Source organism: Streptomyces lydicus (assembly GCF_000717345.1).
GTDB classification, from domain to species: domain Bacteria; phylum Actinomycetota; class Actinomycetes; order Streptomycetales; family Streptomycetaceae; genus Streptomyces; species Streptomyces lydicus.
On sequence record NZ_JNZA01000004.1, the window covers coordinates 57119 to 76864 of the forward strand.

The 19746-nt window shown below is 71.7% G+C and carries 21 protein-coding genes; 7 read left to right on the forward strand and 14 right to left on the reverse strand.

Translation table 11 applies throughout. From position 1 onward, the window contains the following. Nucleotides 1–5 precede the first annotated feature (5 nt). Nucleotides 6–1562: a GMC family oxidoreductase gene (locus tag OO62_RS04415; RefSeq protein ID WP_033265850.1), complete on the reverse strand. Its 1557-nt coding sequence runs from the start codon at nucleotides 1560–1562 to the stop codon at nucleotides 6–8. A 181-nt stretch (nucleotides 1563–1743) separates the two neighbouring features. Beyond that, nucleotides 1744–2529, reverse strand: coding sequence for a LysR substrate-binding domain-containing protein (locus tag OO62_RS04420; RefSeq protein WP_051732683.1), 786 nt, complete (start codon nucleotides 2527–2529; stop codon nucleotides 1744–1746). 58 nt (nucleotides 2530–2587) lie between these two features. Between OO62_RS04420 and OO62_RS04425 the strand changes: the two genes are divergently transcribed. Both OO62_RS04425 and OO62_RS04430 read left to right on the forward strand, forming a co-directional pair. Further along, nucleotides 2588–2971, forward strand: a complete 384-nt coding sequence (locus OO62_RS04425) for a DUF5997 family protein (protein ID WP_033265852.1) — start codon at nucleotides 2588–2590, stop codon at nucleotides 2969–2971. Nucleotides 2972–3240: 269 nt separating this feature from the next. Further along, nucleotides 3241–5328 (forward strand): SpoIIE family protein phosphatase, encoded by a 2088-nt coding sequence (locus tag OO62_RS04430; protein ID WP_033265853.1) that lies wholly within the window; start codon nucleotides 3241–3243, stop codon nucleotides 5326–5328. A 21-nt stretch (nucleotides 5329–5349) separates the two neighbouring features. Here the strand turns inward: OO62_RS04430 and OO62_RS04435 are convergent, their stop codons facing one another. Both OO62_RS04435 and OO62_RS04440 read right to left on the reverse strand, forming a co-directional pair. After that, nucleotides 5350–5769: a J domain-containing protein gene (locus tag OO62_RS04435; protein WP_051732685.1), complete on the reverse strand. Its 420-nt coding sequence runs from the start codon at nucleotides 5767–5769 to the stop codon at nucleotides 5350–5352. A gap of 107 nt (nucleotides 5770–5876) precedes the next feature. Continuing rightward, a complete protein-coding gene (locus OO62_RS04440) occupies nucleotides 5877–6542 on the reverse strand; it encodes a serine/threonine-protein kinase (RefSeq protein ID WP_033265854.1) in 666 nt (221 codons plus the stop codon). A 166-nt stretch (nucleotides 6543–6708) separates the two neighbouring features. Between OO62_RS04440 and OO62_RS04445 the strand changes: the two genes are divergently transcribed. Then, nucleotides 6709–7143 carry a DUF2267 domain-containing protein gene (locus OO62_RS04445; RefSeq protein ID WP_051732687.1) on the forward strand — a complete coding sequence of 145 codons (435 nt, stop codon included), beginning with the start codon at nucleotides 6709–6711 and terminating at the stop codon, nucleotides 7141–7143. A 46-nt stretch (nucleotides 7144–7189) separates the two neighbouring features. Here OO62_RS04445 and OO62_RS04450 read toward each other — a convergent pair whose 3' ends face one another. Genes OO62_RS04450 through OO62_RS04465 form a run of 4 tightly spaced genes read right to left on the reverse strand, consistent with a single transcriptional unit; the run spans nucleotide 7190 to nucleotide 10872 of the window. Then, nucleotides 7190–7780, reverse strand: a complete 591-nt coding sequence (locus OO62_RS04450; RefSeq protein ID WP_033265855.1) for a GTP-binding protein — start codon at nucleotides 7778–7780, stop codon at nucleotides 7190–7192. Further along, on the reverse strand, nucleotides 7767–8174 hold the full coding sequence (locus tag OO62_RS04455) for a DUF742 domain-containing protein (RefSeq protein ID WP_078617012.1): 408 nt from the start codon (nucleotides 8172–8174) through the stop codon (nucleotides 7767–7769). The genes OO62_RS04450 and OO62_RS04455 overlap by 14 nt, the downstream gene beginning before the upstream one ends. Next, nucleotides 8129–8530: a roadblock/LC7 domain-containing protein gene (locus tag OO62_RS04460; protein ID WP_033265857.1), complete on the reverse strand. Its 402-nt coding sequence runs from the start codon at nucleotides 8528–8530 to the stop codon at nucleotides 8129–8131. Before OO62_RS04460 ends, OO62_RS04455 begins: the two co-directional genes overlap by 46 nt. After that, nucleotides 8527–10872, reverse strand: coding sequence for a sensor histidine kinase (locus tag OO62_RS04465; protein WP_051732689.1), 2346 nt, complete (start codon nucleotides 10870–10872; stop codon nucleotides 8527–8529). The genes OO62_RS04460 and OO62_RS04465 overlap by 4 nt, the downstream gene beginning before the upstream one ends. A gap of 494 nt (nucleotides 10873–11366) precedes the next feature. Between OO62_RS04465 and OO62_RS04470 the strand changes: the two genes are divergently transcribed. After that, nucleotides 11367–12821, forward strand: coding sequence for a Dyp-type peroxidase (locus OO62_RS04470; RefSeq protein WP_033265859.1), 1455 nt, complete (start codon nucleotides 11367–11369; stop codon nucleotides 12819–12821). A 112-nt stretch (nucleotides 12822–12933) separates the two neighbouring features. Here the strand turns inward: OO62_RS04470 and OO62_RS04475 are convergent, their stop codons facing one another. After that, entirely contained in the window at nucleotides 12934–13356 is a 423-nt protein-coding gene (locus tag OO62_RS04475; protein ID WP_398742069.1) for a TIGR03668 family PPOX class F420-dependent oxidoreductase, read from the reverse strand. On the opposite strand from OO62_RS04475, the gene OO62_RS39890 reads away from it, so the two are divergent. Next, a complete protein-coding gene (locus OO62_RS39890) occupies nucleotides 13355–13606 on the forward strand; it encodes a hypothetical protein (protein ID WP_143686402.1) in 252 nt (83 codons plus the stop codon). The two genes, OO62_RS04475 and OO62_RS39890, sit on opposite strands and share 2 nt — an antisense overlap. A gap of 19 nt (nucleotides 13607–13625) precedes the next feature. Here OO62_RS39890 and OO62_RS04480 read toward each other — a convergent pair whose 3' ends face one another. Together OO62_RS04480 and OO62_RS04485 are read right to left on the reverse strand one after the other, a co-directional pair. Beyond that, nucleotides 13626–14324, reverse strand: coding sequence for a zinc metalloprotease (locus OO62_RS04480; protein ID WP_033265861.1), 699 nt, complete (start codon nucleotides 14322–14324; stop codon nucleotides 13626–13628). 241 nt (nucleotides 14325–14565) lie between these two features. Then, entirely contained in the window at nucleotides 14566–15603 is a 1038-nt protein-coding gene (locus tag OO62_RS04485) for a tetratricopeptide repeat protein (RefSeq protein WP_228332379.1), read from the reverse strand. Between the two features lie 51 nt (nucleotides 15604–15654). On the opposite strand from OO62_RS04485, the gene OO62_RS04490 reads away from it, so the two are divergent. Both OO62_RS04490 and OO62_RS04495 read left to right on the forward strand, forming a co-directional pair. Next, nucleotides 15655–16341: a formylglycine-generating enzyme family protein gene (locus OO62_RS04490; RefSeq protein WP_033265862.1), complete on the forward strand. Its 687-nt coding sequence runs from the start codon at nucleotides 15655–15657 to the stop codon at nucleotides 16339–16341. Nucleotides 16342–16589: 248 nt separating this feature from the next. Beyond that, nucleotides 16590–17006 carry a hypothetical protein gene (locus OO62_RS04495; RefSeq protein ID WP_033265863.1) on the forward strand — a complete coding sequence of 139 codons (417 nt, stop codon included), beginning with the start codon at nucleotides 16590–16592 and terminating at the stop codon, nucleotides 17004–17006. A gap of 14 nt (nucleotides 17007–17020) precedes the next feature. Here the strand turns inward: OO62_RS04495 and OO62_RS04500 are convergent, their stop codons facing one another. The 3 genes from OO62_RS04500 to OO62_RS04510 form a co-directional block, all read right to left on the reverse strand. Next, nucleotides 17021–17641, reverse strand: coding sequence for an L-threonylcarbamoyladenylate synthase (locus OO62_RS04500; RefSeq protein ID WP_033265864.1), 621 nt, complete (start codon nucleotides 17639–17641; stop codon nucleotides 17021–17023). Between the two features lie 104 nt (nucleotides 17642–17745). Then, nucleotides 17746–18840, reverse strand: a complete 1095-nt coding sequence (locus OO62_RS04505) for a M20 family metallopeptidase (RefSeq protein WP_398742072.1) — start codon at nucleotides 18838–18840, stop codon at nucleotides 17746–17748. 78 nt (nucleotides 18841–18918) lie between these two features. Beyond that, nucleotides 18919–19716 (reverse strand): DUF899 domain-containing protein, encoded by a 798-nt coding sequence (locus OO62_RS04510; protein WP_033266009.1) that lies wholly within the window; start codon nucleotides 19714–19716, stop codon nucleotides 18919–18921. Between the last annotated feature and the right edge of the window lie 30 nt (nucleotides 19717–19746).

The following is a 19746-nucleotide window of genomic DNA, read 5'->3' on the forward strand; positions in this document are numbered from 1 at the left end:
GCGCGTCAGGTCCGGGCCGGGACGTCGCGGAGCAGGTCCGCGGCCTTTTCGGCGATCATGATGGTGGGGGCGTTGGTGTTGCCGCGGACGAGGGTGGGCATCACGGAGGCGTCCGCCACGCGCAGGCCGCGGACGCCGTGCACCCGGAGCCGGGAGTCGACGACGGGGCCGATGGGGCAGGTGCCCGCCGGATGGTAGAGGGTCTGCAGTTCGCGGCGGGCGAAGGCCAGCAGGTCCTCGTCGGTCGCGGAGGCGGGGACCTTGAAGTCGGCCCTGCGGTGCTTGCGCAGGCTGGGCCGGTCGGCAATGTCCAGCAGCAACCTGATCGCCCGCACCATCGTGGCGCGGTCGTCCTCGGTGGTCAGGTAGTTGTGCAGGATGTGCGGGGCGGCGCTGGGGAGCGCCGACCGCAGGGAGACCTTGCCCCGGCTGGTGGGCGTGAGCAGCACCGCGCCGAACATGAAGGCGTGGTCGAAGGCGGGGCTGATGCCTTCCTCGTGGAACATCACCGGGACGGCGTGCACCTGGATGTCGGGGGCGTCGAGGTCCGCGCGGGTGCGGTGGAAGGCCCCGGCCTCGCCGACGTTGGAGGTGAGCGGGCCGCGGCCCTCGGTCTCCAACAGCCGTACGTTGTCCGGCGTTTGGGCGGTCAGCAGGGAGGGGGTGTCGGTCAGGTAGGAGAGGCCGACGTGCGGGTGGTCCTGGAGGTTCTCCCCCACCGGCAGGTCCACCCGGGCGGTGATGCCGTGGGCCGCCAGTTCGTCCGCCACGCCGATGCCGGACAGCATCAGCAGCTGCGGCGAGTTGTAGGCGCCGGCCGAGAGCACCACTTCCCGCTCGGCGCGCAGCGGCACCAGCTCACCGGCCCGGTCCACCTCGACGCCGGTCGCGCGGTCGCCGTCGAACAGCACCCGGGTGCACCGGGCGTCGGTGAGCACGTCGAGGTTCGGCCGCGGCAGGGCGGGGCGCAGGTAGCCGACGGCCGTGCTGCAGCGCAGGCCGTCCCGCTGGGTGAGGTGGTAGTAGCCCACGCCGTCCTGTTCGGGGCCGTTGAAGTCGGCGGTGAAGGGGTGGCCGGCTTCCTGGGCGGCCGCCACGTACGCGGCCATCAGCGGGTGCCGGGAGCGGCCCTCGCTGACCGTGAGGGGCCCGCCGGTGCCGTGCCAGGGTGACGTCGGCCCCTGGAAGTCCTCGGCCCGCAGGAAGTACGGCAGGACGTCGTCCCAGCTCCACTGCTCGGCGCCGGCGGCGGCCCAGGCGTCGTAGTCGCGCCGGTTGCCGCGGATGTAGATCATCGCGTTCATCGACGACGACCCGCCGAGCATCCGGCCGCGGGGCAGGAACCGGCGGCGGCCGTCCAGTCCGGGTTCGCAGGCGCTCAGGTAGCTCCAGTCGTACTTGGTCTGGAACAGCTGGGCGAAGGCCGCCGGCACGTGGATCTCCCGGGCGTCGTCCACCGGCCCGGCCTCGACGAGCAGCACGCGGACGTCCGCGTCCTCGGTCAGCCGGGCCGCCAGCACACACCCGGCCGACCCCGCACCCACGACGATGTAGTCGTACATCCGTCCCCCTCACCCGACGCTCCCGCGGCCCCCTCCACCCAAGCCGTACGGGCGAGGCCGGGCACACCGGGTATCCGGCCATTGTCAGGGGATTCCGGGGCGGTCAGCGGGGCCGCCCACGGCTGGGAACGGGCCGGTCCCGACGTCGTCGGCCGGCGCCGGGGAGCCGGCGCCCAGAGGGTTACGAGCGGCGGCGGGGCTTGCCGCGTTTGCCGCCCTTGGGGGCCGCGCCGGAACCGCGCCGACGGCCGTCGCCGGTCTGCTTGCCGGCGGTGGGCTTGCCGGCGGTGGGCTTGCGCCGTGCGCCGCCCGTCGCGGTCGCGGTGCGCCCGGCCTTCGGCTCCGCCGGGTCCGGGCGGCGTCCGCGCGAGCTGTTGACCGTGCGTCCGCGCACGATCCCGATGAAGTCCTCGACCCGGTCGGTGGTCTCGTCCTGCGGCCACGACAGCGCGACCCGCGAGACGGGCGCGTCCGAAACCGGCCGGTAGGTGAGGTCCTTGCGGTGGTGCAGGCGGGCGAGTGACTGCGGGACCACCAGCACTCCCACTCCCGCCGCCACCAGCTCGATGGCGTCGGCCGTGGTGGCCGGCCGCTCGATCGCGGGCCGTCCGGGCATCCGTTCCCAGTCGAGGCTGTCGTCGAGGGGGTGCAGCACGATGTCGTCGGCCAGGTCCTCGGTGGTCACCTCGTCGACCGCCGCGACGAGGTGGTCCTTGGGGATCACGACGACCGTCGTCTCGGTGTAGAGGGGGATCGCGGCGAGGTCCGCACCGTCGACCGGGAGGCGTACGAAGCCCGCGTCGGCGCCGCCGGCCCGCAGGGTGCCGAACGCGTCGGCGGCGGGCACCTGGACGAGGTCCAGGGGGATGTCGGGCAGCCGCTCGTTCCAGATCCGCACCCACTTCGTGGGCGTCACTCCCGGGACGTACGCGAGCCGGAACGAAGGGGTTTCTTCCGAGCCTGTCACCGCACCAGGGTAACGGCCGTGGTCAGCGGTAGTGCATACGCTCGATATCCTGGGCAGCATGACGTCGCACCACAACACCCAGACCATGAAGCCCGCCACCGCGGCGAAGAAGCTGGGTGTCTACCTCGAGGCCACCCCCGCCGAGTTCCAGGAGGGTGTCGTCTCGCGCTCCGAACTGAACGCGCTCCAGGCCGACCCGCCCGAGTGGCTGCGCGAACTGCGACGCAACGGGCCGCACCCCCGGCCGGTGGTCGCCGCGAAGCTGGGCATCTCGATCTCGGGTCTCGCCCGGGGCGGGGTCACCGAGCCGCTCACCACGGAGCAGATCGACGCGCTGAAGGACGAAGGCCCCGAGTGGCTGGAGCGGGAACGCGCCACCCAGGCCGAGGTCCGCAAGGAAGCGCAGCGCCTGAAGGAGAAGAAGGCGAAGGACACGGAGTAGGGGTCCACCCCGGCCGGCCCGCCACACCCGGCGGGCCGTCCTTTTGCGGTAACGCCACTACCCAGCGCATCCTTCCCGGCACCCTGCGCCACTCCCGGCCGGCCGCGCTCCGCCGGGCCCGGGACGGAGTGTGCGTTCCGCCGGTCCAGGGGGACGATGGAGACGACGAAGCTCTCACCGGACAGGGGACAGCCCACAGGCGAGTGGACAGGCCACGGACCGGCGCGAGGGGACAGCCCACGTGGTCCGTCAGGTGGAAGGAGTGCCGGGTGAGCGCAGCCGACGGTCGTCCGCCCGAAGCCGGTGAGCCGCAGGACCGGCCGGCAGAGCCGAGTGGCCTGCTGGACCTCCTCGGTGTGGCCGCGGTGCTCCTGGACGACGAGGGGCGGATCGTCCTGTGGAGCCCGCAGGCGGCGGACCTCTACGGCTACACCTCGGAGGAGGCGCTGGGGCAGTACGCCGCTCCGCTGCTGGTCCAGGAAGAGCACTGGGACCTGGTGATCAAGAAGTTCGCCGAGGTCATGGACACCGGCCGGAGCTGGGGCGGGGTGTTCCCGGTACGGCACAAGGACGGCACCGAACGTCTGGTGGAGCTGCGCAACATGCGGCTGCTGGACGACCGCGGCGACTTCTACGCCCTCGGGCTCGCCACCGACTCCACGACGCTGCGCGAGCTGGAGCGGGAGGTCGCGCTCTCCACCCGGCTGATCTCGCAGTCCCCCATCGGGGTGGCGATCCTCGACACCGACCTGCGGTACGTGGCCGTCAACCCCGCCCTGGAGCGGATGCACGGCGTCCCCGCGAAGGAGCACCTGGGCCGCCACTACCGCGAGATCATGAGCGCGGCGAAGTTCGAGGTGCCCGAAGCCGCGATGCGGCAGGTCCTGGAGACCGGTGTCCCCATGGTCGACCAGGCCACCATCGTCGGCCGCACCCCCGCCGACCTCGACCACCTCCACGCCTGGTCGATCTCGCTGTACCGGCTGGAGGACCCCCAGGGGCGGGTGCTCGGGGTCGCCGATCTGGTGGTGGACGTCACCGACCGCTACCAGGCGTCCGTGGAGGCCGCCGAGGCCCGGCAGCGCCTGGCCCTGATAGCCGACGGCTCGGCGCACATCGGCACCACCCTGGAGGTGGGGCAGACCGCCCAGGAGCTGGCCGAGGTCACCGTTCCCGAGCTCGCCGACATGGCCACGGTCGACGTACTCGACTCCGTCCTCGACGAGCACCGCCGGGCCTCCGGCTACGGCCCCGCGGTCTTCCGCGCCCTCGCGGTGCAGGCCGCCTACCCCACCGAAGCCGCGGAGGCCGCGGACCCGCCCGGTGAGACCGTCGCCTACGACGCCGACCGCCTCGCCACCCGCTGCGTGCGCACCGGCCGCCCGATCCTGATCCCCCGCGTGAACGACGACGACCTCGCGCAGATCGCCCGCGACGGCCACGCCGCCACCCTGCTGGCCCGCGCCGGGCTGCACTCGTACATGCTGGTCCCGCTCACCGCCCGCGGCCAGATCCTCGGCTTCCTGGGCCTCAGCCGCACCCGCAACCCGCAGCCGTTCGACGAGGACGACCTGACCCTCGCCGCCGAGCTGGCCTCCCGCGCCGCGGTCTGCATCGACAACGCCCGTTCGCACCAGAGCGTGCGCAACGCCGCCGAGGCGCTGCAGCGCAGCCTGCTCCCCGATCACCCGCCCCACCTCCCCGGCCTGCAGATCGCCTCCCGCTACCGGCCCGCGCAGGCCACGTACGAGATCGGCGGCGACTGGTACGACGTCCTCCCGCTCGACGACGACAAGACCGCGCTGGTCGTGGGGGACGTCATGGGCAGCGGGATCGACGCGGCCGCCACCATGGGCCGGCTGCGCACCGCCACCAGTGCCTTCGCCGACCTCGACCTCGATCCCGCGCAGGTCCTCCAGCACCTCGACAAGATCACCGCGGGGCTGGAGCACTACATCGCCACCTGCGTCTACGCCGCCTACGATCCGCACCGCGCCGCGTGCCACATCGCCACCGCCGGCCATCTGCCCCCCGTCCTCGTCCGCAGCGGGCGGCGTCCCGAACTGCTCGACCTGCCCACCGGTACCCCGCTCGGCGTCGGCGGCGTCCCCTTCACCACCACGACCTTCGGACTGGAGCCCGGCGATCAACTCGTCCTGTACACCGATGGGTTGGTCGAGACCCGCCACCACGCCATCGACGAACGCCTGGAAACCCTCCGCCAGCTGCTCGACGCGCCCGGCCTCTCCCTGGAGGAGACCTGCGACCTGCTGCTGCGCGAACTCCGGCGCCCGGAGGACCCCGACGACGTCGCCCTGCTGATCGCCCGCACCCAGCCCTTCGCACCCGGCCCGTAGCGGCGTACCGGGCGCGCGCCCTCAGCGGTCCCGGCCCCGCAACGGCCGCAGGAGCCACGCCAGGAGGCTCTCCACGGCGTCCCGTTCGTCGCGCCGCAGCCGGAGTTCGTACGTGAACTCCATGCGCACCGGGCCCGTACGCAGCCGGATCGGCGCCTCGGACCGGTGGACGCGGACCACGGGCTGTGCGTCCGTGGCGGGCCGGCCGCTCCGCTCGCGACGGCGGCGTGCCGCGTCGTGGGCGGCCCGGCGGCGCGGGTCGTGCAGGGTGCGGTACGCGGCCAGGACCTCGTCGAGCCCGTGCCGGGCGGCCGGGCGGCCGGCGCCGGTGTCCGGGTGCAGGGTGCGCACCAGCCTGCGGTAGGCCACGGTGATCTCCCGCGCGGACGCGGAGGGCGGGACTCCCAGGACGGCGTAGGGATCGTGTTCCGGTGCCGGCATCGCCACCACCTCCTGCCCGGTCGTCGGGCGGCGCGGACCGCCGAAGAAGAAGCTTCTGCACCCCTCGATAAGGGCCCGCGGGGCCGTTGTCAAACGGAAGCCCGGTGTCAGCGGTCCCGTCGCTGGTCGTCACTGTCCTGCCGCACCCGCTCGGTGTGCCGGGTGAACTCCTCGATGCGGGCCGCGAGAGCCGGGTGCCGGCGCCGCAGATGGGGCAGCACGGCGGCGAGGGGGCCGACCAGACCGGCCGCGTCGTCGCCGGCGAGCGCCGTCCTGAGTTGCTCGACGGGGCGGCGGGCGGTGGCGGGCAGATCGGTCAGCGCGGTGATCCGGCCGGCGAGCCCGCGCAGGTCGGCGGCGTGGTGGCGGGCCCAGGCGGTGACGCTGCGGTCGGCGGCACGGCGGTCGCGGGCCGCCTTGACGCGCTGCTCGCCGGTGGTGCCGGCGGCGCCGGGGCGCAGGCGCAGATAGCGGCGTTCGGCGGCCTGGCGGCTGGCGACACCGAGCGCCTCGGCGAGATCGGCCCAGCTGGCGCCCGCCGCCCGAGCGGTTTCGATCAGCCCGGTTTCCCATCCGGCGAGCTGCCGGCGTACCTCACCCAGCAGGGACAGCGCGGCCAACGCCTCCCCGGGACCGGCCGCCTCGGCGCCGGTGCGGTCGGCGGAGCGCGTGCTGTGCGCGGTGCGCAGTGCCTCGTCGACGCTCCGCAGCGCGGCCTCGACGGCACGGAAGGAGGCGGGGCCGGATTCCGGCGAATGATCCAGGTCAGACATGCCTTCGCCCCCTTTCCTCGCTTGCGGGGGACTTCACGCTTGTCATCCGATAGATGACAAGTTACAACAGGAAGTGGACAAGGCACCTGGGCCATCGACGGAGCCCGGAGCGGACGCGCTCCCGCAGCCGCCCTCCGCGCTCCGGCAGACAAGGGGGCAAGCGGTCGTGTCGATGCGATGGGAGGCGTTCCTGGCGCACGTCCAGGAACGCGGTGAGTACGCCACCCCGCAGGAAGCGGAACGGGCGGCCAGAGTCGTCCTGGCCCTGCTGGGCGCACACCTGGTCGGTGAGGAACGCGCCGAACTGGCCGCGCGGCTGCCGGAGACGTACGCCCTGATACTGCTGAACCCGCTCCAGGCCGCCGAGCCACTGGACCCCGACCGGTTCGTCCGGGCCACCGCGGCGTGGATTGAGGGCGCCACCGAGGAGACCGCCAAGTGGGACGTCGGCGCCGTCCTCAGCGTCGCCGCCGACGCCGCGGGGGACGAACTCCTCCAGCGGGTGCTGCTCCAGCTGCCCCCGGGCTACGACCTGCTCTTCGGCCGCCCCGAGGGGGCCGAGGCGGGGCAGGGGGTGGCGCACGCCGGGCCGGCGGGATGAGGGCCGGGGCGCGTCGGCGCCCCGGTCCCCACCCGTCCCGTCGGCGTCAGACCGGGGTGGCGGCTTCCGCGCCGGCGATGAGCAGGTCCAGCAGCGACAGCAGCGCGGCGCGTACGTCCGCGCGGGAGCGGGCGTCGAGCATGAGGATGGGCGTGTCCGGGTCGCTCAGGTGCAGCGCCGCCTTGATCTGCTCGGCGGTGTAGGGCTGTTCGCCGTCGAAGCAGTTCGCGCCGATGACGAACGGCAGCCCGCGGTTCTCGAAGAAGTCGACGGCCGGGAAGCTGCGGTCCAGCCGCCGGGTGTCGACCAGGACGATCGCCCCGAGCGCCCCCGCCAGCAGGTCGTCCCACATGAACCAGAAGCGTTCCTGGCCGGGCGTGCCGAACAGGTAGAGGACGACTCCGGCGTCGGTGAGGGTGATCCGGCCGAAGTCCATCGCGACGGTCGTCGCCGTCTTGGACTCGATGCCGTCGAGGTCGTCGACGCCGATGCCCGCGGCGGTCAGCCGCTCCTCGGTGCGCAGCGGCTCGATCTCCGAGATCGCTTCGACCAAGGTCGTCTTGCCGACGCCGAATCCACCGGCGATCAGGATCTTGACGGGGGACTCTTCCTGGGCGTCTGTGTCATATCCGGGCAAGGTTGTCCCTGATTCTCATGAGCAGGTGGACGTTGGACGTTTCGGCCGCTTCGAGGGGCGGCCGGTGATGGATCAAACCGCGGTCCGCCAGCTCGCTGAGAAGGACCGTCATCGGGGTGAGGCGGATGTGCATGCGGGCGGCGATCTCGGCGACGGCCCGCCCGTTCGGCGGCTGGCACATGCCGAGGATGGCCTGCCATTCGGTGGCCAGGCTGCCGTCGGCGTCCGCCGCGACCGTCGCCGTGATCAGGGTGTCCATGGTCAGGACGGTGCACGGCGCGGCCGTCCGCCCGTCGGTGAGGGCGTACAACCGCGGGCGGCGCGGCCTGACCGGCGGTTGATCGGCCGTCATGACGGCTTGGGCGCCGGCGCCCGCTCCGGGGTGCCGAGCCATTCACCGAGCGCCTGCGAGGCCCGTACCACCTCACCGCCCAGCTCCCCGAGCCGGGCCTTGCGCGAGGTGACGACGATCAGCGTGCTGCCCTCGCCGCACCCGACGATGCAGAGGTAACGGTCGTTCATCTCCACCAGCTGGCGGATCACCCGGCCGCCGCCGACCTCCCGGGAGATCGCCTTCATGGTGGCCGCGATGCCGGAGGACGCCGCGGCTATCCGCTCCGCCTGGTCCCGTTCCAGCAGGTAGGCGCTGAGCTTGATGCCGTCGTTGGAGAGCAGCACGGCACCTTCGATGCCGGCGATCCTGCTCAGGTGGCTGTCCAGAATGCTGTAGATCATGTCGTTCGTCGTCATGGCTGGTCCTGTCGAAGCTCTGTTTCCACTGTCTCGGTGCCCTGCTCGTAGTCCGCCCAGGCGTCGGCCACCTCTTCGGGCGTCGCGGTGTCCTCGTCGGCCGGTTCCGGCGTGCGCTGCTCGCGGAGCTGCTTGGCGAGGTGGGTCTGCGGTACGCGCTCCGGCAACGGCGGCAGGGCGGACTTCTCGCCGGGCGTGGTCGGGGCCGCCGGCGCCTCGGCCGGCCGGCGGCGGGGCAGGCCGGCGCCGGCCGGCACGGGATCGGCCGGCGCGGGATCGGCCGGCGCGGCAGCGCGCGCGGTGAGGAGGAGTTCGGGCTTGCGCTCGGCCGGGCGCTGCGGCGCGGGGACGCGGGGTTCCGCACCGCCCTCGGACCGCTCTTCGGTACGGATCAGGTGCTCCTCGGGGAGGATCACGATGGCCGCCGTCCCGCCGTACGTCGAGCGCCGCAGGGTGACCCTGGCCCCGAGCTGGTCGGCGAGGTGACCGACCACGAAGAGGCCGAGCCGGTGGGCGTTCTCCGCCAGCACGGCGTACGGCGGAGCGGCGTGCAGCCGTCCGTTCATCTCCTCGTAGCGCTCGGGGGCCACCCGCGGCCCGCGGTCCTCGATCTCCACCGACAGCCCGTCCGTGACGAGCTCGGCGCGGATGGACACCCTGGAGGCCGGCGGGGAGAACCGCGTCGCGTTGTCCAGCAGCTCGGCGAGCAGGTGGCTGATCGCGCTGATCACCCGCGGTTCCACACTGACCTCGTCGAGCGCGACCCGCTCGATCCGCCGGAATTCCTCGACCTCGGCGGCGGCCTCGCGCAGCACGTCCGCGACGCGCATGGGCTCGGTGTGCGGGTCGGGGACCTCACCGCCGGCGAGGATGAGCAGGTTCTCGATCTGCCGGCGCATACCCACCGTCAGCTGGTCGGACTTCATCAGCTGGGCGAGCAGCGCTTCGTCATGGCCGAAGGTGTCCTGGAGGTCCTCGGTCAGGCTCAGCTGACGGCTGACCAGGTTCCCGGTGCGGGACGCGATGCCCGCGGCGAACATGCCGAAGCCCTGGCGTTCGTCGGCGAGCTGCCGGTATCCCTCGACGGACACCGAGACGGCCCGGGCGAACGCGTCGCTGATCCGGCCGACCTCGTCCCGGTCCCGGCTCCGCTCCGGCAGCGCGTCGGGGTCGATGCGCTGCCCGCGCTGCAGCCGCTCCACAATGTCCGGCAGGGTCTTCTGGGCGACGGTCACCGTGCGCCGGTGCAGGTTGGCCATGCGGCGCAGCACCGTGCGCGTGGTGAACACCACGACGGCCACGACGAGGAGCAGGCCGGCGCCGCTGCCCGCGACCAGCCAGAAGACCTGGGTCTCCAGTTCGTCGGCGGTGGTGTCGGCGGCCTCGATGACCCCGCGCAGCTGCTCGGCGTCGAGCGCGGACAGCTGCGGGACGAGCTTGCCGTACATCGCCGGCCAGCCGTGCACGGCGCCGGGCAACGCGATCCCGCCCGGGATGTCGTGATGGTCGGCCAGTACCGCGTCCTCGATGCGGGTCTTGGTCTTCCAGGCGTCCGAGGCGGCGATCCGGGCGTAGCCCTGCCGGCCGTTCTCGGGCAGGTAGGGAACGACCGTCGTGCCGAACAGGAACCGGTGGGCACCCACGGCGTTGGTGAGCTCGGCGAACCGGGCGGTGCTCAGCTTTCCGGCCGGCCCCGCGGAGGCGAGGAGGGTGTCCTCGCGGGCGAGCACCTCCGACGCCTCGACCAGGGCGACCACCGGCCGGCTCTGCTGGGTGACCGTCGCGTCGTCCATGTTGCTGAACTCTTGGAAGACGCGGAGCATCCGCTCGATCACACCGCTGTAGTAGCCGGTGGCCCGGTCGGCGCTGCCGCTGCGGGCGTCGGTGCGCTCGCGGTAGGCGTCCAGCCCTTCGAGCTCCTTTTCCACCGCGCTGACGTAGCCGTCGACGCGGTCGTCCGCACGCGCGTCCGCGGAGTCGGCCGCGCGCCGGAACGCGGCGACGCCGCGGTCCGTGGCCGCGCGCCGACGGCTCAGCTCGCCCTTCGGCACCGGCGAGCCGGCCCAGCGCGCGGCGGTCGTGCTGCGCTCGGCCTGCAGGTCGGCCATGAGTTCGTACAGCGGCCGGCCGACCCGCTCACCGTCGGCCACATCGGCGCGCAGGTGCGCGGACTGCTGGAGCAGCCGGTCGGCGGTGACGACGACCTGGGCGCCCATCGCCACGGTGGGCACCACCGCGAGCCAGACCAGCAGGGTGCGCAGGCGTATGACGCTCCGTCGGCGTCTCTTCGCGGGCTCTCTTGGGCCTTCGGGCGGGGGGCCTTCAGGGGCTGTGGCAGTCATCAGTCCTCGTGGGCGGAGAGGGGAACAGAAGACCAATAACGGGTCGGCCATTCCGTCAGGGGAACGGAAGGCGCCGGTCCGGCATCGGTGAGGCCGTGGGGGGAGCCGATCATAACCAGCCAGGACAGGAAAACGTGAGGTCGCGGGGGTGATCGAGGTCCTGGGAGGGGCACCTGACGGGCCGACGGCAGCCACAGGCCGGCCGATACCTCCGCGAGGGCGGCGAACGCGGAAAAGGCACCCATCGCGGCCCCCGCCGCACACTTCACGACCCGTCAGGCTTCGGTACGTCCGGCCCGACCGGCGGCCCGTCAGGAGCCCCGCAATACCCTTGCCCAAGGCACCTTTTTCGGAGCATATGACGTCGCCATATGGATGAATCGCACGGACGTACGGGGGATCTGGAGGTGGCCCGCGTGGCGAGCTATCCGCACCCGGGGACGAAGAAGGCGCGGCACTGCCGCCCATTCGCCCCCGTAGGAACGGAGCAATCAATGGCCATCGACTTCGATACGGAAAACGGTTTCGGACCCAAGGATCCGAACGGGAAGCTCTCCGAGGAAGAGAAGGCCCTTCTCGGTGACATCCAGGGGAACATCCTCAAGAGCCACGGCCGGGACCACAGCCAGCACCTCTTCATCACCTTTGACGCCGCGAAGAAGAAGGAGGCCAGGACCTGGCTCGCCGAGCTGGCGAAGAACAAGGTGACCTCCGCGCTCAAGCAGTGGGACGACTCCCGCACCCGAGCCGGCATCTTCGCGGCCTCGGAGAGCAAGGACGACCCCGAGGCGTACCTCAGCACCGAGCTGGCCAAGCAGCCCAGCAGCATCTTCATCAACGTCATGCTGTCGTCGAAGGGGTACGACGTCCTGGACCTCAGCAGCAAGAGACCCGACGACGAAACGTTCCGCGGCGGTGCCGCCGGCGCGGTAGAGGCACTCGCCGACCCTCCCAGAGAGAAATGGGAAGCGCCGTTCAACACCGCGGAGATGCACGCACTCGTCATCATCGCGGACGACGACCCCGGCAAGGTCGCCACCGAGGCCAAGGCCATCACCACCTCGCTCACGTCCGGCAAGGTCGTGCACGTGGAGGTCGGCAAGGCCCTGCGGCGCGGGGAGAACGGCCCCGTCCACGAGCACTTCGGCTTCGCCGACGGGGTCAGCGACCCGCTGTACTTCGCCAAGGACATCGCCCGGGAGCAGACCACCAACTGGAACCCGGCCGCGCCGCTCAAGCTCGCCCTGGTCAAGGACCCCGGCGGCGACGCGACGACCGGGTACGGGACCTTCCTGGTGTACCGCAAGCTCGAACAGGACGTCGACCGGTTCAACCGGGACCGCCACGAGCTGGCCAAGGCCCTCGCCAAGGCGGACGGGCGGACCGAGCCCAACCACGCCGACCGTGAGCTGGCGGGCGCGTACATGGTGGGGCGCTTCCCGGACGGATTCCCGGTCTCGGAGAAGGCAACGCCGGAAGGCACCGACAAGGGAATTCCGAACAACTTCAACTTCGACGCCGATACCGACGGGCTGAAGTGCCCCTTCCAGGCACACATCCGGAAGGCGAACCCGCGCGGAGACACCAAGCGGCTCGGCGGCACGCTGAAGGACGAGCGCACCCGTCGTATCTCCCGCCGGGCGATCAGCTTCGAGAGCAACGGCAAGGTCGGCCTGCTGTTCCTGTGCGTCCAGAAGGACATCAAGCGCCAGTTCGAATTCATGCAGGCGTCGTGGATCAACAACCCCGATTTCGTCCAGGCGCAGCCGAAGACCGGTCTGGACCCCGTCGTCGGTCAGGGCACGGAAATCCCGCAGCAGTGGCCCGAGAAGTACGGCTCCACGAAGAAGATCACCCTGAGCCTGCAGCAGGCCGTGCACATGAGGGGAGGCGAATACTTCTTCATCCCCAGCATGGGCTTCCTCAAGGGCGTCGCCACGGCCGGCTGACCCCCGGCTCCCGGAGCCCTGAGATCTGACCGCAGCCGCCCGGCGCCCCGCCCCCGGGGCCCGGGCGGTGTGGGCGCACGCACCCGGCGGACCTGCCCGCGCACGGAGCCCCTCAGGTGGCGTGCCACCCGGACCAGCGACCCACCGTGATCTCCACCACCGGCCCTTCCGGCGGGCACGCGGCGTACTGCTGCCGGTACTTGTCCACCAGCAGGCGGACGTGGCGCGCGGCCGCCGGTGAGCCGTCCGGCGGTGGCAGCACGACGGCTGTCCCGTCCGCCCGCGCCCACCACAGGCGGCCCCAGTCCTCGTCGTAGCCGTCGACGAGGACGCAGACCTCGGGGTGCGCCCGGATGTTGGCCAGCCGCTTCAGCCGGTCCGACCGTTTCGGCTTGTGGTCCACGGCGAAGACCACGGTGTCACCGGTGAGGGCGAACACCACCGGGACCAGGTGCGGCCGGCCGTCGACGTCAACGGTCGCGAGCCGGGCGATCCGGGCCTGCGCGAAGCGCTCCCGGGCCTGCCCGCTCGTCATGCGCGGCACTGCGCACCCGGCCGGCTCATGTGACGCGTTCCATGACGTCGACGAGCTGATCGGTGAGGAACGTCGACACACCGAACTGCACAGCGACTCCTTCGGCTCCGGGTACCCAGGAGAGGCAATTGCGCACGGCGCGCTCTCCCGCACTCCCAGGCGAGGTACCCCGATCGGCCGCGCCACAACAATCCGTGCGTCCGACCGGGCGATCGCCGAACGCGGCGTACGGCGGGTCAGCGGCAGCTGACTGACAAGTGCGAACACGCCTACTTGATGCCCTGGGCCTTGGCGTTGGCGAGTAAGGCCCTTAATCCGTTGATGTCGTAGCCGGTGAGGTGACCCATGCCGGTGGCGGTCTTGTAGCCGCCGTTGGGGCTGCACATGATCGGGGTGTTGCCGTAGCTGGTGGCCACGCAGCCGTACGGGACGGCCTGGCCGGCCGCGTCCAGGCGGTTGGGGTGATCGAGGCCGAGGGCGTGCAGCGGCTCGTGAACGAGTGTGTTCCGCAGCTTGTACGGCTCGATGGGGTAGCCGGTCCAGTACTCGGAGTCGTAGGCGACCATCCCGCCGATGCCGACTCCGCCGGCCGGGTTGGGGCAGGGCATGGCCTGACTGAAGCCGGCGCGGCCCATGGGCCGGTAGATCTCGATGATCTGCACGTGGTAAGCGGGACCGCACTTCGCGGGGTTCACCGTCTCGACCCCACCGATCTTGAGATGGATGCCGGCCGCGTTGATCTGGGGAACGGCCGGGGCGAGGAGCGGGGTGTAGCGCTTCCGCAGGGTCTCGGTGGCGAACGTGATGGTGTACGTCCGGCTGGGGGAAATCGAGGTGACGCCCAGCTGCGTGGCGATTTTCCACCCGGTGCCGGCGGTGATGAGGGTGGCGGCATGTGTGGGGGTGGGGGTGGTGAGGACGGCGCACACCGTGAGGGCTGCGGCGGCGCCGGCGAGGGTTTTGCGCATGCGGAGGCTCCTTATGAAGTTGTGGGGGGATTGTGTCGACTCTTCACATCAGACGTACGAGCGCGGGGATCAGTTGCCTACCAAACTTGATCAACTTCGCTGCACGGCAGGGCGGTTGATCTGCTTGGAGGGCCGCCACGCGCGGCCCGAGCCCCGCACCGCCCCCAAGGAGTGAGGGGTGCGCGCATCGACGCCCCGTAACGAGCCGGTCCGATGACGATGCGTCAGGTATCAGGAATCTTCAGGTCAGGAAGGCGACCAGCAGCAGCCCGCCGCCCAGGAGTGCGGGCAGGATCAGCCGGGTCGGGCGGGCCACTCCGAAGACGGCGGCGAATGCGGAGAAGACGAGGGAGAGCATGCCGGCGCAGCCGGTGAGCAGGCGCAGTGCCGCGTCGACGGGCTGCCGGTCGGCGATCTGCGTGGTGGTGACGATGAAGGCGATGACGGCCGCGAGCAGCCCCAGCGTGCCGAGCGTCTCCGCCCTGACCTTCCCGAGCTCGGTCCTCGCCTGCTGCCCGACGTCGGCGACGGCCTTGTCCAGCCGCTCCTGGAGGGTGTCGGCGACCTGCGTGGTGGCCTCCTCCAGGCGGGCCCGGATGGCCGTCGCCTCGCGGTGCAGCGTGATGTCCGCCCTGATCCGGTGGTACTCGACGACCCGCATCGCATACCCGGTCTGCTCGGAGTCCTCCAGATCGAGGGCGCGCTGGATGGAGGCGAGCGCGAGGTCGAAGTCCCCCAATAATCCCGTGAGTTGGGCATGCACGGCACGGAAGCGCGGGCGCTCGGGGGCCGTTTCGATGGCCCGCTCCATCCGGCGGACGGCCGAGGCGAGATCCTCCCGTCCGACCTCTCCCCCGCTCCACGCGTACTCCGCCAGGATGCGGGCGTGATGGGCGACCAGCGCCAGATTGCCCGGGTAGGCGGCCAGCGCCGTCTCCGCGTGGCGCAGCGCGGTCACCAGGTCGGGCCCGGCCTGTTCCAGCATCGCCATGTCGGAGTCCAGGACGGCGCGCATCGGCACCCCGTCGAAACGGGCCGCATGCCGCTGGTACAGCGCCCGGAAGCGGCTGGCGTCCAGGGCGCGGCGGTGCCGGGCCAGCAGGACGTAGAGCGCGTTGAAGCCGCGCTGCGGGTCCGACGCGTCGGCGATGCAGCGTTCCAGGGCGTCCAGCTCCGGTGCCGCGAGCCGCTCCGCTATCCCGGTCGCCACGACGTGGTACTCCGAGGACGCCATGGGCGGCATGGTGGCGACGGCCTCGACTGCGCGCGTAACAGACATGAGGCGAACGCTAGCGAGTGCCCGGCGCCGATGTCGTAGGGTTTCCTGATCATGGACACCCGCACAGCACACCGGATGGTCGCCATCCCGCCGGGACGGGTCACCCTGTCCGACCGCCGGACGCGGCGCAGTTGGCCGGTCGAGCTCGCGCCCTTCCGGCTCGCCGCGTACCCGGTGACCCAGGCGCTGTACGCGCAGATCACCGGCCTGCGTCCGGGCACCGTGCGGGGGGACCGGCTGCCCGTCGAGGGCGTCTCCTGGTGGGACGCGGTCCGGTTCTGCAACGCACTGTCCCGGAGCGAGGGGCTCGCGCCCGCCTACCGGCTCGATGCCGCCCTCGACTCCGAGGGCGCCGGCATCACCTGGGACGCCACGGCCGACGGGTACCGGCTGCCGACCGAGGCCGAGTGGGAGCACGCCTGCCGCGCCGGTACGACCGGACCGCATTACGGGCCGCTCGACGAGATCGCGTGGTACCGCGGCAACTCGCAGGAGCGCCTCCACGAGGTGGCCGGCAAGCGTCCCAACGTGTGGGGCCTCTACGACATGCTCGGCAACGTCTGGGACTGGTGCTGGGACGTCTACGACCCCGCGGTCTACGGCAGTTACCGGGTGCTGCGGGGCGGCGGCTGGTTCGACGAGCACTGGAGTTGCCGGGCCTCGGCGCGTCGCCGCAGCCATCCGACCTTCCAGGTCGATGACGTGGGGTTCCGCGTCGCCCGTTCCGTCGTGGGCTGACCACCGGCCGCGCGGGAAGCCCGCCTCGGGCAGGAGCTTGGTGCCGAGCGCGAGGCCGAGGTGGTGGCGGCCACGGCTGTCCCTCCCACTACGGGCCCACCCCGACGGACCCCTGAGGCCGGCCGCGAGGCGTCTCGTCCGCACGGTCGACGAGACGACGGCGGACGGGACCGATGCTGGGAACGTCGGTCCGCGAAGGAGGCCGACAGCGGGGCACCAGGGCACCGGGACACCACCGAGGAGGAGCTGTGACAGCCGAGGAGAACCTGCACCAGCCGCGCAGCCTGACGGCGTTCCGGGCCACGAAGCTGCTCGTCGGCTGCCACCTCGGCATCAGCGTCCTCACCCTCGTCGCGATCGTCCTGCTCCGCGGCGACGCGGCACTGGTGACCGACGCCGTATGGGTGCGGGTGGTCATCGTCGTCGCCAGTGCCCTGCTGATGTTCGTCTCCGCCGTCCGCACCGCCCGCGGATCCCGGCGGGCGTATCGCCGCCTGCGGATCCTTTCGGGCGTGATGCTGGTGGCCATAGCCGTCATCCTCGCGGTGCCCGGCGCCTTCCCGCTGTGGCTGAAGATCGAACAGGGCGTGTGCGGGCTCGTCCTGCTGGGCGTCGCCGCGCTCGTGAACGGCAAGCACCTGCGGGCGGTGTTCGCCGTCGGATGAGTAGCGCGCGGCGGCTACTCGAAGCGCGTGGCGTCGCCGGCCCCCCGGCGTACGATCTCGGGCGCGCCGCCGGAGAAGTCGATCACGGTGGTCGGCTCGGTGCCGCACTCGCCGGAGTCGACCACGGCGTCCACCACGTGGTCGAGCCGTTCCTTGATCTCCCAGCCCTGCGTCAGCGGCTCTTCCTCGTCCGGCAGCAGCAGCGTGCTGGAGAGCAGCGGCTCACCGAGCTCGGCCAGCAGGGCCTGGGCCACGACGTGGTCGGGGATCCGTACGCCGACCGTCTTCTTCTTCGGGTGCAGCAGCTTGCGCGGCACCTCCCGCGTCGCGGGGAGGATGAACGTGTAACTGCCGGGCGTGGCCGCCTTGATCGCGCGGAACACATCGTTGTCGATCTGCACGAACTGACCCAGCTGGGCGAAGTTCTCGCATACCAGCGTGAAGTGGTGACGGTCGTCGAGGTTCCGGATCGACCGGATGCGATCGATGCCGTCGCGACTGCCCAGCTGGCATCCGAGTGCGAAGCAGGAGTCCGTCGGATACGCGATGAGCGCGCCGGAGCGGATGCTGTCGGCCACCGTGCTGATGGTGCGGCGCTGCGGGTTCTCGGGGTGCACGTCGAAGTACTTCGCCATCCGGCGAGTCTAGGTGCTCTCCTGACCTTGCGCTTCCGACAAAAGCGCAGTACACGGCACATTTGCCCGCGGGTTGACTTTTCACCCGCCCGGCTCCTGTTCCACTACGCCTGCTGAATCGCCCTCACCAGGCCGGCCACGAGGTTCGCCCGCTCGGCCATGGCACCGATCACCAGGTACTCGTGGTCGGCGTGCGCACCGCCCCCGACCGCTCCGAGGCCGTCGAGCGTCGGCACCCCGAGTGCGGCGGTGAAATTGCCGTCGCTGCCGCCGCCGACCGCCCTGCCTTCGATGCCGGGAAGCAGTCGCTGCGCCACCGCGAACAGCCCGGCCGCCGCCGACTCGGGCATCGGGGGCCGGCCGACCGCTCCCTGAACCGTGATCTCCGCCTCGTCCAGATGGGGAGCCAGTGCCGCGAAGGCGGCTTCGATGCGCTCCTTCTCGTCGGCCGACTCGACCCGGACGTCAACGATGACGGTCGCCTCCGCGGGCACCACGTTGTCCAGGGTTCCCGCGGACGCGACGGTCGGGGTGACGGTCGTGCCGAGGTCGGGGCGGCCGAGTGCGGCGATGTCCAGCACCTGGTGCGCTGCCTCGATCAGGGCGTTGACCCCGGCGGCGGGCTCCAGCCCGGCGTGTGACGCCCGGCCCGCGACGGAGACCTCGAACGTGCCGCAGCCCTTGCGGCCGGTCTTCAGGGCTCCGCCCTCGGCGGCTCCCTCGAACACGAGCACGGCGCCGCAGGCCAGGGCCCGTTCCTCGATGAGGGCCCGGGAGGAGCGGGAGCCGACCTCTTCGTCGGCGGTCACCAGGATCTCGACGCCGGACCGGTCGTCGAGCGCCGCCAAGCCGTGGATGGCCTGCACCAGACCGCCGAGCATGTCGAAGACCCCGGGGCCGGTCGCCTTCCCGTCCGCGACCTTGAACGGGCGGCGTTCAAGGGTGCCGAGCGGAAACACCGTGTCGTGGTGACCGAGGATCAGCACGGCGGGAGCGCCGCCGGCCGACCAGTGGACGTGCGGTCCGGCTTCGCTCTCGACGAGGACGGCCTGCCCGCCGAGGCGGCTCTCAATGACGGCGGCGACCGCGGTGGCCGATGCCCGCAACGCGTCCCGGTCGCGCGAGGGGGACTCGATCTCGACGAGGGTCCTGAGGTCTTCCAGCATCGCGTCAACGCTCACATCGACGCTCTCGTGCATCGTCACCGTGCAAGGGTACTGGGCACGCCGCCACCGGAAGAGGGGGCCACCTGCCGGGCGGGCGTGGCCGGTGCGTGGTCAGGCGTCGTATGCGTCGGGGAGGCGCATGGCGGGGCCGCCGACGTGCAGACCGAGCGGGACCGCGCGGCCCGTCGGCTCCTCCCACGCCTCCTGGCGGCCGAGCGCGGTGAGGTCGAGGTAGGGGTAGCCGTTGTGGAACTCCTCGATGCCGCGGCCGAACGTGGAGTAGGTGTGGAAGACCTCGTCCCCGACGCGCAGGAATGCGCTGATGCCGGGCCAGTCGCCGCGCATGCTCTCCGACCACGGCGTTCCGGCCTCGGCCAGCTCGGACTCGGTGCGGTGGAAGATCTGCACCGGCGCGACCCGTTCGTCGACGGTCGCGTGGAAGTCGTAGTTGAAGTCGCTGCCCTCCGACGAGTACCAGGGGAAGGTCCATCCCATCCGCGCCCGGAACGCGGCGAGCGTCGCGTACGGCGCCCGCGTCACCGCGACCAGCGTCGTGTTGCGGACGTGCAGTTGGCGCAGGTTGCCGATGCCGTCGGCCGCGGACGAGCAGCTGGGGCAGCCGGTCGGGCGAGGGTGCTCGGCGCCGTCGGCGTCGATGTCGAAGAGCCACATGAAGTGGTGCATGACCAGCTGGGGCCGCCCGTCGAACAGGTCCAGCAGGCCCACCTTCCCGTGCGGGCCGTCAAAGGTGTACGGCTTGTCGACGCGGACCATCGGCAGCCGTCGCCGTTCGGCGTTGACCCGGTCGCGCGCCCGGGTGAGCTCCTTCTCCTTGGCCAGCAGCTCCTTGCGGGCGGCGAGCCACTCCTCGCGCGACACCACCTCGGGCAGGTTCACCCTCGTGCTCATCTCGTCCCTCACCACGCCCTCGTCGTCCAA